The following is a 16,627-nucleotide window of genomic DNA, read 5'->3' as shown; positions in this document are numbered from 1 at the left end:
GGTTTTAAAGCAATTTAATAAAACAACACCTCATCCAGCTTTATGATGGCAGGATTGGCTTTGTCTTTGACGTAGGCAGGGAAACGCTTAATACGTTTGGCTAGCATACGGTAATGAGTAAAATTCCCTGAAGGTAAAGGAATATTGATAGCTTGTGGGGAATATCCTCCATTCTCTGCGGGCTGTTCGGGTTTCACGGAGGCAACTTTCTTCAAGGTTTTAGCTGAATTACCCACCCAAATTTCTATTTCCAAAGGTGGAAAAATATTGGAATCCTGCTTTCTCAAATAACTCACCGTCATACCTTTCACGGCCTTAGCTTGTTTAAACTCAAACAAAGCATCGGCATCTTGCTGTTGAAATCCAATCCACGTATCATTTGCCAATCCACGAGTATCGCGCTTGCCTTGTATCAGGTCTTTGAGCGTAGACGCTCCTTTTGCCTGCCATTTGGCCTCCGCTTGAGTCAACAAGTAAACCGAATCTGGCACAAAATGATACTTATAAAAGGTATTTTTCACCACTTTACTGGCTAACCAACCAGGTTTGGTGGCCAAAGCTTTCACTACCGTAAATGCAGGAATATCAATGGGTCCTTGGGTAATTAAAGTCCCCAAGGAATCTGGTTCTTTTTCTTTATCCAACGTATAATGAATGCTCGTACCTTGGATGGTGTGTTTAAAAACTACCTTGTCTTGCGGTCCCAAAAAGAAATTCTCATTCACCAAAATGGGCGGATTAATCATCAATTTTTCATCCGAGGGAACAAATCCCTCCTCCCAACGAATCTTAGGGAAGGTCTTTTTCCAACTGGCTATTTGTTCTGATGCTATGCCTGTATTCCAAATGAAAACTTCCTTGAGAAGTGGCAATTGAACAATCAGCGGCTGCAATTGATTGGCTGTAATTTTAGTTCCTGAAAGCGATAAAGACACTAATTTCTTGTTGGACATCAATGCTTTCAAATTGGCTCCTGATATTTCTGTAAAATTCAAATTCAACTTTTCTAGATTAGGAAATTGAGCCAAAAGTGATAGATTTTCGTCTTTGATAGGCATTTTGGCTAGATTAATTCCAACCAACTGATCAGCCACTTTGCTTAAATTCTCCAAAGTTTTCAGTTCAAATCGTTTGGCCACATAAAAATCTGCTTGTAAGGCTGGCGCATCACTGGACATGGGATAAACCGAGCAAAACGGGCTATTCACAGCTTGCAAATCAGATTCACTGGCGGCAGAAAAGGGATATTCTCTTTTGGGAATTTCGATGCTGGCGGGTATCGCAAATAAACGAGCAACAAGTTTACTTATTTGTAGGGCTGGCGGGTAAGCTTTGATCTTTTTATCCAAAGAGGCACCCTCTTTCACCCAAGCTTCTAGAAGTAAAATCTCATCAGGAGTCAATTGGTTTTTCCCCTTAGGTGGCATGTGTTCTTTATGTTCCAAAGGCAAATGCGCGCGTTGTAAAAATAAACTCTTTGACACATCTCCTGCTTTCCAAAGATCGCCATGCTTACCGCCTTGTAGCATCTTGGCTACAGAGCTCATATTGAGTTGGCCTTTCGTTTTTTGATCATTGTGACAGGAAACACATTTTTTCTCCAATATGGGCTGAATAGCTCCTTCAAATAAAACAGATTCCTCTGTGGGAGCCTTAACTTCCTTTTCTGGCTGCCAAAATTCCATCAAATAATTTTCACCATGCGTGATATTGGCTCCACCATGACCTGCCAAACTAAGGAGTAGCACACCCACCATAGAGCCAATAAATGCCTGAAATGGATTGACCAATAATCGATCAAACAAGATTAATAAGAGTAAATACATCCAAGCCACGGCTAAGCCTGCCCATTGATGAAAGACAAGTAATTCAGGTTCAAATCCGGATTCCTGCGACAAAAAGAAACCAAACAAGGCCGTAATGGCAGCACTGAGGGCTGTTAAATAGAGTACAAAGCGAAATGAAAGATAAAAGGCATGTTCTCCCAATGGCCTCCGCAAAAGATGCACGAATGGAAGCAAAACTCCTAAGCCAATCGGTAAATGTAAAATCAAAGGATGAAAGCGACCAAATAGCTGAAAAGCCCAAGGTAAATTCACTTGATCTTGCCAAAAAAGCAGAAAGAGCAACAAGGCATGGAGAAAAATTAAGCCACTCAACAAGATGCTGTACCAAGAAGATAATTGTTCTTTATTCATCCCATTTATGCCAAAAGTCCTGGGATTACATTACCCGAAACATCGGTTAGTCGATACCTTCTCCCCAAATGTTTATAGGTTAATTGTTCATGATTAATTCCCATTAAATGCAAAACCGTAGCATGAAAATCATGGATATTCACAGGATCTTTGGCCACATTGTAGCCAAATTCATCTGTTTCACCATATACAGTGCCCGGCTTGGTGCCTCCTCCTGCCATAAAAATACTATAGGCTCTTGGATGATGATCACGCCCATAATTATCTGGAGTAAAATTACCTTGACAATAATTTGTTCGACCAAACTCTCCTCCCCAAATCACCAACGTTTCATCAAGAAGACCTCTTTGTTTTAAATCTGTAATTAAAGCAGCCGAAGCACGGTCCACATCTTGTGCTTGCATACCCATTTCATTCGGCAAATTTCCATGTGAATCCCAACCTTGATGATACAATTGAACGAAGCGAACCCCGGATTCTGACAATTTTCTGGCCAATAAAGCATTGGCGGCATAGGTGCCCGGTACCAAACAATCAGGACCATACATTTTAATGATGTGATCTGGCTCTTTGGATAAATCAGTCAATTCGGGTACCGCCGTTTGCATGCGGTAGGCCATTTCATACTGTTGGACTTTCGCTTGAATTTCAGGATCACCACTTTCATCAAATCCCAATTGGTTCAGTTCTGCTAAATGGTCCAACATCCGCCGACGATCCTGTTTATCAATTCCCTCGGCATCATTTAAGTATAAAATAGGGTCTTCACTGGAACTAAACACCACACCTTGGTGGGTTGAATCCAAAAATCCATTGGTCCAGAGTTTGGAATAAACCCCTTGGCCATTTCCTCTTCCTCTAGATAATAATACACAAAAAGCAGGTAAATTTTTATTCTCACTTCCTAAGCCATAGCTCATCCAAGCCCCCATACTGGGTCTATTGCCCACTTGAGCACCCGTTTGTAAAAAAGTCAAAGCTGGGTCGTGGTTAATGGCATCCGTATTCATGGTGCGAACGATACAAATATCATCCGCTATTTTGGCAATATTGGGTAACAAATCACTGATATAGGCGCCCGACTGTCCATGCTGACGGAAGTTATAATAAGAACCCATCAATGGGAATTTGGTCTGGCTGGCCGTCATGCCTGTTAAGCGCTGACCACCCCGAATGGATTCAGGTAAATCCTGACCCATCATTTTGGTTAATAAAGGTTTATAATCAAACGTTTCATATTGGGAAGGTGCCCCATTTTGGCATAAATAAATGATTCTCTTGGCCTTAGGGGCATATTGGGCTAATCCCAAAGGGCTAGATACTACATCCGTTCCGTCTCCCTTCCAAATTTTAGGTATCAACAATGACCCTAATGCCAGGCCACCAATTCCCGCAGCAGCTTTTCCGAAGAAATGCCTTCTGGTGATATTCAGCCTATTTTTAAAAAACTCGTTTCCCATAGATGAAAAGGTTTACACCCGCATTAACGTTTCTTCCATATTATAAATCATTTGAATCGTTTGCATCAAAGCAGCCGTAAATGGATTGGCCAAGGCCTGATTCTTTTGATATTCACCCACTTTCATCAATTGCTTGATTTTGGAAGGCTTTTTTTGAAATTCCAATTGTTCGGCCTCCAAGTATTTCTTCAAAATGGCCAGTTCTTTGGCCTGCGGAGTTCTGCACACTATTTTTCGAAATACCTGACTCAATACTTCATCCACAGGGAGCTTCAATTGAGCCATGTTTTCTGCCAAGACTCGGGAACTTTCTGAAACGTGCGGATCATTCATCATCACCAAGGCCTGCAAAGGAGTATTAGTCCTTCCTCTTTGCACTTCACATTGATCGCGATTACTCGCATCAAAAATCAACATGGACGGTGGTGGCACGGTACGTTTGATAAAAACATACATACCTCTGCGGTATAAATCCTGTTGATGATCTTGAATGTAAGTCATCAAAGATCCACGACCAGAAGAAGCCACTTCCCATATCCCTTTAGGTTGATAAGGTTTAATGCTCGGTCCACCTATTTCAGGATTTAAAATATCGGCACTAGCTAATACATGGTCACGCACATTTTCCGCTGGAATACGTAAACGTGGCGCATGAGAAAGGTAAATATTATCAGGATCCACTTTTAAATGTGCTGATGTAATGCTGGAAGATTGGCGGTAAGTGGCAGAGGTGACAATCTGTTTGACCAAACGCTTGATATTCCAGTGGTGCGACTTAAAATCAACGGCTAGCCAATCCAATAATTCAGGGTGGGTAGGTAATTCTCCTTGCATACCAAAGTCGCCCAACGTCTTAACTATCCCTCTCCCAAAAAACTGAAACCAAACTCGGTTCACAAATACCCGAGATGTCAGTGGATTTTGATCATCAACCAACCATTTGGCCAATCCCAATCGATTCTTACCATATTTTTGAGGAGAGAAAGGTAAAATACTTTTCGGTATCCCTATTCCTACAGGCTCACCGTGGGCATCGTAATTTCCTCGATTAAGCACATAGGTTGGTCGCCAATTACTGGAGTCCTTCATCACCATCACTTCTACGGCTGCCGTATCTCGTTTATTGATAAATTTCAAAATAGATGACACCTCTTGACTGGTAATTTTAATATTGGGAGGATCGGCAAAAGAGGCATCAATGGTGCCAAAAAGTCCTTTTTCAGGAACCTGATTAAAAAAAGCATAGGTACTGTAATAATCCTTTTGTGAAATAGGATCATATTTATGGTCATGGCATTTGGAACATTCAAACGTGAGCGCTAAAAATGCTTTACCAAAAGTACTCGTACGGTCATTGACATATTCCACTCGATATTCCTCATCTATCACTCCACCTTCCTGTGTGATTTTATGGTTTCGATTAAAGCCTGTGGCCAACATCATTTCTTTGGTGGCATGTGGGATTAGGTCGCCCGCTAATTGCCATGTCAAAAATTTAGCATAGGAATAATTGGAATTAAAAGCATGAATGACCCAATCCCGCCAAGGCCACATAGTCCTTAATCCATCATCTTGATACCCGTGAGAATCTGCATAACGCGCTACATCTAGCCAATAAGTGGCCATTTTTTCTCCATAGTGCTTGTTGGCAAGAAGTTCATCTACAATCTTCTCATAGGCTCGTGGACTCGTATCTTTCAAAAAGCGATCTTGCATTTCTAAACTCGGAGGAAGTCCAGTTAGGTCAAAACACACGCGCTTTAAAAGACGCTCTTTGTCGGCTTCTTCACTAGGACTTAGCCCCTTCTCCTTCATTTTGGCATAGGTAAAATGATCGATGGGGTTTCGTACCCAAGCAGCATCTGCCTTGGGAATTTCGGGTGTTTTAGGCGCGATGAATGCCCAGTGTGGTTTATATTTGGCACCTTGCTCAATCCATTTTTCTAAGAGCTCAATTTCGTGAGGACTTAATGTCAAATTGGATTTCATGGGAGGCATCCGCTGTGAAGTATCTTTGGCGGTAATTCTAGCCATTAATTCAGATGCTTCTGGATTTCCAGGTACAATGGCATGGGCTTTGGCATTATCTTTAAATGCGGCATATGCTCCCTCAGGTGTATCTAAACGCAAATTGGCTTCTCGTTTATTGGCATCTGGCCCGTGGCATTTAAAACATCGGTCAGAGAGAATAGGCCTAATGTGGTAGTTATAATCCACTACTTCCGGCATTGCGGTATCATCTGCCCGAGAGCTCGTGCATCTCCAGCTGGTATAAGCTAGTATACTAAAAGCTACTAAAATAAGGGTGAATCGAATGGATGTTAGGCGCATGGTTCTCATAATTGCTGTTCTATTTCCATGTTAAACATTCCATTTCATTGAGTTCTGGTCCTCCACCTCGATTGGCACTTCCTGCAACAACGTAAATTTTTCCTTTCCAATATACGACCCCTGTTCCATGTCTGCCTTGGAGTAAATTTGGTAAACTAGACCAAGTTCCTGTTCGGGTATCCAACACTTCTACTTCGGAATGAGCAGGAACTTGTTTAACACTTTCTCCATTCATTATAGCTAGGTAAGGCCCATTTGCAATGGAAGATGTACCTGCACGTAAGGTAGGAAGGCCTTCTGTCAAAGTTGTCCATTGATTGCTTTTAAAATCAAAAACATCCACCTCCTTGATGCAAAGATCAAGTACTTTACCAATCTTAGCATGAGATGTACGCCCTCCTGCAACATAGGCCTTGTCTTTACCGACCATCACGGCTTGGAAATGATCTCGAGCTCTAGGTGCATCGGGCATAATTTTCCAAGTATTGGATTTTGTATCGTATTTATCAAACCATTTGACATGCCCATCATAATGACCGTCGATAATCCCTGCCACTAAATAAATTTTATTTCCCCGAGTAAATACACCGACTGAACCCCTCAATCGATCGGCAGGAATGGAGGCCCCTTCTCTCCAAGTTTTAGTTTTGGGATTAAATATCAAAAATTGAGGGATTGGTTTTTCATGCGGATAATTACCTGTTAAAGCACCGATGACATAAATTTCATGTTGAAATGAAATGGCCTGAAAATGATGAAATTCCATGGGGGCATCAGCTAGAACAGTCCAATTGTATGTTTTAGGATCAAACTCTTCTATAGGTCTTTTTCCTCTTCCACCTAAAGCATAAAATTTTCCATCGCATTCTACCATGGAACTTTCATGTCTTTTTTGAGCAGCTTGTTGAGATGTGATGATGTTCCAAGAACTAGAGGAATCCTGTGCAGACACACTCCAAGAGATTAGCCCAAGGCAAATCAAGAGAAACTTTTTCATGGTTTAATAGGTTTGAAAGTCTAATGTAAAAAAAATATAGAAATGTTCCTCCTTTTTAAGCCGATAGACCTTGATAAAATTTCAACAAATTATTTTTAGCTTAGTGCTAGAATTGTAAAGAAAATTGACCCTTTAATTTTACTATAATGCATAAAAGACTCAGTATTTTGGGCGGAATTGCGGTGGCATCCATCAGCATCATGTCTTTAACCAATGCTCCGAAAAAAGCATTAGTGGATGAATCCACAGAAAAAACCTACACACAATATTGTTCAAGTTGCCATGGAGAAAAAGTCGATGCCTTTGTGGATCGTACTTGGAAACATGGAAAAACTAAGCCCGAATTGATCGCCACCATCACGAATGGTTATGCCGATTTAGGTATGCCTTCATGGAAAGCGGCATTAAGTGCAAAAGAGATTGAAAAATTAGCTGATTTAATTACAGAGAAATTAGCCAGTGTAGATCAATACAAATTTGCCAATAAGCCTACATCCAATGTATTCAAATCAGAAGGAATGACCGTGGTATTGGATACAATTGTTAGTGGATTAGAAAGTCCATGGGGTTTTGCTCAATTACCAAACAAAGATTATTTAGTGACAGACCGTGCTGGAACTTTGTATTTGGTAGACCAAAAACAACATAAAACGGCCATCAAAGGAACTCCTGCAGTAATGGCTAAAGGTCAAGGTGGATTATTGGATGTGGTTTTACATCCCAACTATGCTTCCAACGGTTGGGTTTACATGTCCTATTCCAAATTTAAAACTGAAGGAGGCCAAACAGTTACAGCCACAGGAATTGTGAGAGGTAAAATCAAAAACAATGAGTGGGTTGAATCTCAGGATATTTTTGAATCGCTACCTTACACCAAGACATTCCACCATTTTGGTTCACGTATCGCCTTTGATAAACAAGGATATCTATTCTTTAGTGTCGGTGAACGGGGCATGGAAAAAGTCTTCCCTCAGGAAACAGATAACGACAATGGTAAAATCCATCGTTTGAATGATGATGGTAGTGTACCCAAAGACAATCCATTTGTAGGAAAAGATCAAGCCAAATTTCATCACAGTATTTATTCGTATGGACAAAGAAATCCCCAAGGTTTAACCTTGAATCCATCTACTGGAGCCATCTGGGAAACAGAACATGGTCCACGTGGAGGTGATGAAATCAATATTATCCAAGCTGGTAAGAATTATGGCTGGCCAACCATTTCCTATGGAATCAATTACGATGGTAAACCCATTACGAGTATTTCTAAGAAAGAAGGTATGGAGCAACCTATCACTTATTACCTTCCATCCATTGCTCCTTCTGGATTGGCCTTTGTAGACAGTGATAAATATCCTGCATGGAAAGGAAATTTAATGATCGGATCTTTACGTTTCAATTACATGAACCGTGTGGTGATAAAAAACAACAAAGTCGTTTCGCAAGAAAAAGTACTCGTTAATCTAGGGCGTATGCGTAATGTGAAAATGGGTGTAGATGGCTATTTGTATGTAGGAGTTGAAAATCCAGGTATGGTTTTCCGTTTAAGACCACAATAAAGCCACATTTTAGGATTGTTTGAAACAACGCTGTCAAGGTTTGGAACCTTGCCAGCGTTGTTTTTTTACATGCCAAACGAATGAGAATTCATATCTATTGTCCAATAAATTGATAATCAATTTTCCCTAATCCAAACAGGCATTTGACAATTTGCCCTTCCTATTTACCATTCATCCAAAGCATTTTATTGTTTATCATATAGTACTATGTATAACAAAGTACCTAGTATAGCTTTGCATTGTCGAAAGAGAGACATGCAACCCTCGGGCTCTTGTTTGCATCTTCGACTTGTTCTCTGTTAAACAACCAAAAAACAATTCAATCCGCCTAATGAAAACTTTTATTTTATCTACCCTATTTTCAATTCTTGCCCCCCTCCTCGCATTTGCCGATAACGGACTTTCAGCTAAAATCCGAGATGAAAAAAATCAGCCTGTTCCTTTTGCCTCCGTTCTTTTAAGAAAAGCCAGTGACTCCACGTTAGTAAAAGGATTTATCACCGATGAAAATGGTGAATTAAAAGCCTCCACTTTACCCCAAGGAAACTTTACCTTGAAAATTCAATTTACAGGCTATAAAGCTTATTCCAAAAAATTGGGCGAAGTTACGGCCAATACTCAATTGGATTTAGGCATTATTGCTCTAGAACCCCTTTCTACTCAACTAAATGAGGTGGTAGTACGAGCAACTAAACCATTTATCGAGAGACAATTAGACAAGACCGTTGTCAATGTAGAAAACTCGGTGATGGCAGCAGGTAACTCCGCCATGGAAGTATTAGAGCGCTCTCCTGGGGTCATTGTCGATAAAGATGGAAACATCAGCTTACGTGGAAAACAAGGTGTTAAAGTCATGATTGATGGTAAAATATCCTATTTATCAGGTAATGATTTGAGCAACTTCTTACGCAATCTTTCTGCTGATCAAATTTCTCAATTAGAAATCATGACTAACCCTTCTTCTAAATATGATGCGGCAGGTACTGCAGGTATCATCAACATTAAAATGAAGAAGAATGTGAATATGGGCATGAATGGATCCGTAAACGGCACTATCGGACAAGGTGTTTATACTCGCTCCAGTGCAGGTTTAAATTTAAATTACCGCAATAATGGTTGGAACATTTTTGGAAATGCGTCCTACTTTGGAAGAAACAACTTACAACACAATAACATCACTCGTTATTTCCGTGCCCAAAATGAAGTTTGGAATTCAACCACCGATTTCCCTTTCAAAGGCACTTATACTTCCATGAAGGTTGGTGCAGACTGGACGGTCAATAAAAAAACAACCTTAGGGATTTTATTCTCTGGTGGCTTAAACCAAACAAGTTTAAACAATGGTTTAAATCAATCTATTCAACGTAATCTGGCTACTAATGCTATCATGAGTAAATTGGACACCTACAACTCCATGGATAATCCATTCCATAATTTTGCCAACAACATCAACTTCAAACATACATTTGATAGTACAGGAAAAGAGTTGACGATTGACTTAGATTATGCCCGCTATGTAGATAAAAATCAAAATGATTATTTGACTCAATGGTATGGTTCTGAATTCAATAAAATCAAAAACGATTCCCTTTTACGTACTGGAGCATTTTCCAACATTGACCAATACTCCTTCAAATCAGATTATGTGTTACCTATCAGCAAAACCAGCAAATGGGGAATGGGTGTAAAATCCAGCTATGTAAAAACGGATAACGACCTTCAGTTTAGAGGAAAAACAGCTAGTGATGTGGATTATACTTTCCTTAACAAACAAAGCAATCGCTTTATGTACGAAGAACAAATTCACGCAGTTTACTTAAATACAGAACGTAAATTGGGCAAATGGAGCTACCAAATAGGTTTACGTGGCGAATGGACCATTGCCGATGGAAAATCAATGGCTTATGGAAATGCTGCTTCAGATTCTTCCTTCCACCGCGACTACAAGCAACTATTCCCAAGTGCCTTTGTACAATATGAGGCAAGCAAAAACCATACCTTGGGTTTAAACTATAGCCGAAGAATTAATCGTCCAGGTTATTCCGACTTAAACCCCTTCGTTTTCTTCTTAGATAATTATACTTATCAAGTAGGTAACCCGATGTTGATGCCTCAATTAACCAATTCGTTTGAATTAACTCACACGTTCAAAGGAGCATTTAATACCACCTTTGGATACAGTCATACCGATGATGTAATCACTCAATTGTTGAGACAAGATACCGAAGCACGTAAAACGTATCAAACTTCTGCCAACTTGGCTCAAAGAACTTCGTATAGTGTAAGCTTCTCATTACCTATTCCTGTAACCAAATGGTGGACAAGTAATACCGATATTCAATTGAATCGCAATGAGCTTTCAGGAAAAGTAGATCAAGCACAAATCAACCCTGTGGGAAATATGTTCTACATCAACTCCAATCATACTTTTAGCTTAAAAAATGACATTAAACTAGAACTAGGAGGACAATATTTCTCTGGTGGTTTGGAGCAAGCCTTTAATTTTGGCCCTGGAGGTTCACTAAATGTTGGAGTTCAAAAATCAGTCTTGAACAAAAAAGGAACCATTCGGATAAATGCAAGTGATATATTGTATACACAAAACCCAATGGCAACAATCAAATACGGAGATATTGATATAACCGTGAAAAACAGAAACGATACTCGTGTGGTTCGATTCAATTTCACTTACCGTTTTGGAAATACCGCAGTGAAAGGAGCTCGCAATAGAAATACAGGCTTGGATGATGAAAAAGGCCGAGTTAAGGGTGCCAATTAAAATACGAAACGACTAATAATCAATTTCTTAAAAGATGTTAAAGCTTAACAGTTTTTAACTCTCCAACAAGGGCGAATCTAGATTCGTCCTTGTTTTTTTGTAAAAACAATTTAGAAACGCTCTATTTTAAATTGGATCATACTTTAAACCAAAAAAACTGATGAAAAAAATCCTATTAGCTACCATCTATCTTCTAGTTATTCATTTACCATCATTCATACTGCATCTTACTTTGGGAATACCCGATATATTAATTAAGCATTCCAAAGTTTAATAGATGGATATTAAAAATCACCTCACATCTTTTACACAGCGAAAACCTGTGTGCATGAGACCAGAATCAGGGCTTGATTTCATGCGGGCTGAGCTTCGATAGGATGCACAATAGGAATCATTGCACAAAAATGAACCGCCTCGCATCACTTTTTTGGGTATGCCCGGTTCATCTGGATCATGGCTATTTGTTGGACCTTTTGGGTTTTGAGAAACTCCACCTTTCTTTTTTAAAGTAGCATAATAATCATGTCGGTAATTATCAAAACACCATTCCCAGGCATTACCAGCGATATCATACAATCCAAAACCATTGGCTGCAAATTGCTTTACAGGTGCCGTCGTATGTAGGTAACCGTCCTTGGCCTCATCTTTATAAGGAAATTTTCCTTGCCAAGTATTAGCCTTAAACATACCTGATTCAATTGCTTCTGAACCCCAAGGAAATTCTAAATTTTTCAGACCTCCTCGTGCGGCCCATTCCCACTCGGCTTCCGTAGGCAATCGTTTCCCTGCCCATCTTGCATAAGCCTGAGCATCGTCCCAAGATACCTGTACCACGGGATGATTTTCTTTTCCAACGATGGAGGATAGTGGCCCTTCTGGATGACGCCAATCTGCCCCTCTGACAAATTGCCACCACTGACTGTAATCCACCAAATTAACAGGGCCAGTTGTTGGGACAAACACCAAAGAACTAGGTGCTAATAAAGAATCAGGTGGTCGAGGAGTTCCTGCGGGCACTTGTTTTTTTAATTCCTCCCAAGAAATGGCCTTTTCGGCCGTAGTTACATAAGCAGTAGCAGCAACAAAAGCGGCGAATTGAGCGTTGGTCACTTCCGTTTCATCCATCCAAAAGGATTTCACCGCCACTCGATGAACGGGATATTCATCCGTTCTACCTTTTTCATCATGAGCTCCCATATCAAAAATTCCTGCAGGAATTTTTTTCATTCCTTGTACCACAGAAGATTTGATTGGATTGGTTTGGGCCAAATTTGCCTTGACAAATCCCCTTTTTGAAGGTAAAGGAACATGACATGCCGCTAATGAATCCTTTTGGCGTTGGCTTAATTGACCATGCATATCATAGGACAAGTTCGATATCAATAACACAACAAAAATATTGCTCCACTTAATATTCATACTTAAGGTTTTCTTATCATCAAAAATCTGAATCAATGGGGAATTTAACAGAAACAAAACACATAAACCAATTAATAACTGAGGAATTGCTTGACAAACAAGATCCCAATTTGACGAATTGATAAGTCGGCACAATTAGCCTATTGCTAGTCGTGCTAGCCTCCTTAATCTAAATCATTGAAATAGCTGATCATGATCAGTTAAAACATTCGTTTGTTTGATTAGTTTTGGAAACATTAAACCCCTTAATAATTTATGAATGACAAAATAAAACGTCATGAGTTCTTAAAATCCCTAGGATTAAAAGGAGCTTCCTTAGTTGCTGTCTACTGCGGTGCATCTGCCATGAGTTCATGCAAAAATGAAACTGGGATAACGCCTTCCTCTTCGACCGATTTCACGCTAGATTTAAGTCAGGCTGCTTACTCCAAACTCAATACAGTAGGTTCTTATGTCGTGACCCAAAATGTGGTGGTTGCACGGGTTTCAAGTACTACTTTCGCTGCTGTTACCCAAATTTGTTCCCACGAAGGAAGAGCTTCTGTTATCTTCAGTGGTGGCGGGTTTTATTGCCCTGAACACGGAGCCAATTTTGATACGAGTGGAAAAGGATTAAATGCTAATGGAAGCAAAGGATTAACTACTTATAAAACAACATTAACTGGAAACTCATTGAGAGTTTACTCCTAATTCTATATTTCCACTAGATTAACCTTGTTTTTCAAAAAGAATTTTTAACATTAGCCGTTTAATAACCCTTAATGTTCTATAATAAAATGAAAAACAATCTTAACAGAAATGAATTCTTGAAGTCTTTAGGCTTCAAGGGAGCCTCTCTTCTGGCAGTGTATTGTACTGCTTCAAGCCTAAGTTCTTGTTCAAAAGAAGAAAACGTGAGTCCTTCCTCCAATGTAAAACCGGGTACCCCTGCTTCGGGTGTCGACTTTACGCTGGATTTAACCAAAACTGATTATTCCAAATTGAATAATCCTGATGGTTTTGTCATTGTTAATCAAATCGTAGTTGTGCGTGTTAACTCAAGCACCTTTGCGGCAGTGACTCAAGTATGTTCCCATGAGGGAAATGTGGCTATTAGTTATGCGAGTGGTGGGTTTAATTGTTCCGTGCATGGCGCGATGTTTGACATCAATGGTAAAGGCTTAAATGCCAATGGAAGCAGAGGTTTAACTACTTATAAAACAGCCTTAACAGGCACTAATCTGAGAGTATTCTCATAAAATAAAATTCACATGAAGATAATATCCTTCCTACTGCTCCTAATAAGTGGTATGGCTCATACCTCTATGGCCCAAGAAGATTTGATGGCTATGCTAGATAAAGAGTCATCCAAAGAAATGGTATATACGCAAGCTACCTTTAAAGGATCTCGTTTAATCAATGGACAAACCATCGAGACAATTGCCAAAAAACATCTGAATTTTTGGATTTCACACCGTTTTGGTGCGGTCAATTCGGGATTTCTTGAAAACTTCTTTGGATTAGATGAAGCTAGAATCCGACTAGGACTAGAATATGGTATTACAGATCAATGGTTGTTGGGAGCAGGACGTTCCTCCATTGAAAAGAGTTATGACTTTTATACCAAATACAAGGTTTTGAAACAATCGAACAAAATGCCGGTAAGTGTAGCCGCTTATGGTAGCCTGATCCTTAATACCATGCCAACTGGGTATACGATGCCAACAGGCACGTTGATGCGCTTCTATAATGACCAACAGCGTCAAAGTTTTGTAGGTCAACTTTTGATTGCACGGAAGATGAATGAAAAACTTTCCTTGCAAATCATGCCATCGGTTTTGCACAATAATTTAAGTGAAACTCCCTATCACGAAAATACCCTTACTTCCGTAGGATTTGGTGGAAGGTATAAATTGAGTAACCGCTTGAGTATATCGGCTGAATATTATAAAAATTTGGTTGATAAAAAGGCTTACCTAGCTAAATCTGGAGAAGTATATCCCTATCAAGATTCATTTGCCTTGGGCTTTGATATCGAAACAGGAGGACACGTATTTCAATTGCATTTCTCCAATTCTCGAGGGATGATTGAAAAACATTTCATAGGTCAAACCACAGGGACTTGGGCAAATGGAGATATATTTTATGGATTCAATATCGCCAGGACTTTCAGTTTTGACCCAGAAGCAAAAAAAACACATAAATAACCCCTATATGAAACGAATATTTCGAGTAACAATGATCATTGGTACATGGGTGGCATCTTTTTCTGCCCATGCCCAATTGTACCAAGCACAAAATGGCGAGGTTTCCTTTTTTTCTAAAACTCCATTAGAAAATATCGATGCCGTATCCAAAAGTGTTAATAGTATCATGAATGTGGCTACCAATGAAATTGCAGTACAAATGCGCATTACTTCATTTGTATTTCCCAATAAACTCATGCAGGAACACTTCAATGAAAACTATTTGGAAAGTGAAAAATTTCCCATGGCCTCCTTTAAAGGAAAAATTAAAGAAGCAGTAGACCTAAAAAAAGCAGGGACATATCCTGTAACTGCCGCAGGTACTGCTACTATACATGGTGTTACTAAACCGATTGAAATTAAAGGAACCATTGTTTCAGATGGAACTCAGTTACAATTAAGTAGCCAATTTGATGTTCGATTACAAGATTATCAAATTGACATACCCAAAATTGTCTTTGCAAAAATTGCAGAAGTGATAGAAGTAAAAAGTAAAATACAGTTTACCCAAAAGAAATAAATGAAATACCAGTTCCTTGTAATAACCATAGTCACCTCAGTCATGGTGGCTTGCCTAAGTGATAAAAATAGTCCTTTGCCTGCCACAGAAGCAGGAACAGGAAATAATACGGGAGTAGAATTACCTAATTCTACCGCTTCTTGTGATACAAATACCATTACATTTGACAAATCGGTATGGCCTATACTCCAATATAATTGTACTTCTTGCCATAGTGGTGCCATCATTTCGGGTGGGGTTGATTTAAGCACCTATGATAAAATAGTACCCTATATTAAAAATGGAAAACTGTACGGTTCCATGACTCATGCCACTGGCTATTCCCCCATGCCAAATGCCACCACCACTCTGTCCAAATGTGATGTTACTACCATCAAGAAGTGGATTGTGGGCTCATACCCTGCTGGAAGTATTCTTGTCGATTTAAATCCAAGCAATCCCGTAAACCCTGTGGTTGCGGTTAGTCCTACTCAACCTCCCGTGAATCCTCCAACGGTGACATGCGATCCGAATTTGGTATATTTTCAACAAAAAATCTTACCTATTATCATCTCAAATTGTGCCATGAGTGGCTGTCATGATGCCATCAGCAAAAAAGATGGAGTTCAATTAACCGATTACAGTAATATCATGAAATCGGTTAGAGCGGGAGATCCGGCTAACAGCAAATTATATAAAAGCATCATTCGAACGGATGATGAACGTATGCCTGTTCCACCGATGGCTCCACTAAGCACAGATACCAAAACCGCCATTTTCAATTGGATTAAACAAGGGGCGCTCAATAATTCTTGTGAGCCCAGTGGAAGTGCTTGTGTTACCACGAATATTAGTTTTTCTAGTACAATTCAAACGATCTTAAAGACCAATTGCCTGGGTTGTCATACTGGAACAACAGCATCTGCTGGTATTGACCTAAGCACTCATGCGAATGTCTTAAAAGTAGTTAGCAATGGTAAGCTGTATGGTTCAGTCAATCATAGTGCGGGTTTTGTCCCAATGCCCAATGCCTCCACCAAAATATCCAGCTGTGAAATCAGCCAAATTAAGTCCTGGATTGATGCTGGAGCATTGAACAACTAAGATGATTTAACGTTTGCTTTAAAATGACTAAGATGGGAATCAAGCCTAGCTTAGTC

At 39.7% G+C, this 16,627-nt stretch carries 12 protein-coding genes; 7 read left to right on the top strand and 5 right to left on the bottom strand.

The genetic code is table 11. From position 1 onward, the window contains the following. Nucleotides 1-14: 14 nt before the first annotated feature. From G9H65_RS07805 to G9H65_RS07790, 4 genes are read right to left on the bottom strand one after another with little or no spacing between them, the layout of a single operon-like run. On the bottom strand, nt 15-2,198 hold the full coding sequence (locus tag G9H65_RS07805; protein ID WP_166374772.1) for a c-type cytochrome domain-containing protein: 2,184 nt from the start codon (nt 2,196-2,198) through the stop codon (nt 15-17). 5 nt (nt 2,199-2,203) lie between these two features. Then, entirely contained in the window at nt 2,204-3,658 is a 1,455-nt protein-coding gene (locus tag G9H65_RS07800) for a DUF1501 domain-containing protein (RefSeq protein WP_166374771.1), read from the bottom strand. Nucleotides 3,659-3,670: 12 nt separating this feature from the next. Then, on the bottom strand, nt 3,671-5,998 hold the full coding sequence (locus tag G9H65_RS07795) for a PSD1 and planctomycete cytochrome C domain-containing protein (RefSeq protein ID WP_166374770.1): 2,328 nt from the start codon (nt 5,996-5,998) through the stop codon (nt 3,671-3,673). 10 nt (nt 5,999-6,008) lie between these two features. After that, complete coding sequence (locus tag G9H65_RS07790; protein WP_166374769.1) at nt 6,009-6,986, bottom strand: Kelch repeat-containing protein; 978 nt, start codon at nt 6,984-6,986, stop codon at nt 6,009-6,011. Nucleotides 6,987-7,132: 146 nt separating this feature from the next. On the opposite strand from G9H65_RS07790, the gene G9H65_RS07785 reads away from it, so the two are divergent. Continuing rightward, a complete protein-coding gene (locus tag G9H65_RS07785) occupies nt 7,133-8,545 on the top strand; it encodes a PQQ-dependent sugar dehydrogenase (protein ID WP_166374768.1) in 1,413 nt (470 codons plus the stop codon). Nucleotides 8,546-8,876: 331 nt separating this feature from the next. Further along, on the top strand, nt 8,877-11,324 hold the full coding sequence (locus G9H65_RS07780) for an outer membrane beta-barrel family protein (RefSeq protein WP_166374767.1): 2,448 nt from the start codon (nt 8,877-8,879) through the stop codon (nt 11,322-11,324). A 291-nt stretch (nt 11,325-11,615) separates the two neighbouring features. Here G9H65_RS07780 and G9H65_RS07775 read toward each other — a convergent pair whose 3' ends face one another. Further along, entirely contained in the window at nt 11,616-12,743 is a 1,128-nt protein-coding gene (locus tag G9H65_RS07775; protein WP_205753277.1) for a formylglycine-generating enzyme family protein, read from the bottom strand. Nucleotides 12,744-12,998: 255 nt separating this feature from the next. On the opposite strand from G9H65_RS07775, the gene G9H65_RS07770 reads away from it, so the two are divergent. The 5 genes from G9H65_RS07770 to G9H65_RS07750 all read left to right on the top strand — a co-directional run bounded on the left by G9H65_RS07770 (nt 12,999) and on the right by G9H65_RS07750 (nt 16,571). Then, nucleotides 12,999-13,433 carry a Rieske (2Fe-2S) protein gene (locus tag G9H65_RS07770; RefSeq protein ID WP_166374766.1) on the top strand — a complete coding sequence of 145 codons (435 nt, stop codon included), beginning with the start codon at nt 12,999-13,001 and terminating at the stop codon, nt 13,431-13,433. An 86-nt stretch (nt 13,434-13,519) separates the two neighbouring features. Continuing rightward, nucleotides 13,520-13,981: a QcrA and Rieske domain-containing protein gene (locus G9H65_RS07765; RefSeq protein ID WP_166374765.1), complete on the top strand. Its 462-nt coding sequence runs from the start codon at nt 13,520-13,522 to the stop codon at nt 13,979-13,981. A gap of 12 nt (nt 13,982-13,993) precedes the next feature. Continuing rightward, nucleotides 13,994-14,929 carry a DUF5777 family beta-barrel protein gene (locus G9H65_RS07760; RefSeq protein ID WP_166374764.1) on the top strand — a complete coding sequence of 312 codons (936 nt, stop codon included), beginning with the start codon at nt 13,994-13,996 and terminating at the stop codon, nt 14,927-14,929. Nucleotides 14,930-14,936: 7 nt separating this feature from the next. Beyond that, nucleotides 14,937-15,488, top strand: a complete 552-nt coding sequence (locus G9H65_RS07755) for a YceI family protein (protein ID WP_166374763.1) — start codon at nt 14,937-14,939, stop codon at nt 15,486-15,488. 42 nt (nt 15,489-15,530) lie between these two features. Then, a complete protein-coding gene (locus tag G9H65_RS07750; RefSeq protein ID WP_166374762.1) occupies nt 15,531-16,571 on the top strand; it encodes a c-type cytochrome domain-containing protein in 1,041 nt (346 codons plus the stop codon). The last annotated feature ends 56 nt before the right edge of the window (nt 16,572-16,627 follow it).

Origin of the sequence: Aquirufa ecclesiirivi (assembly GCF_011250515.1) — a bacterium.
GTDB classification, from domain to species: domain Bacteria; phylum Bacteroidota; class Bacteroidia; order Cytophagales; family Spirosomataceae; genus Aquirufa; species Aquirufa ecclesiirivi.
Note: the sequence above shows the minus strand (reverse complement) of the source record. Positions and strands in the feature narration are given on the sequence as shown.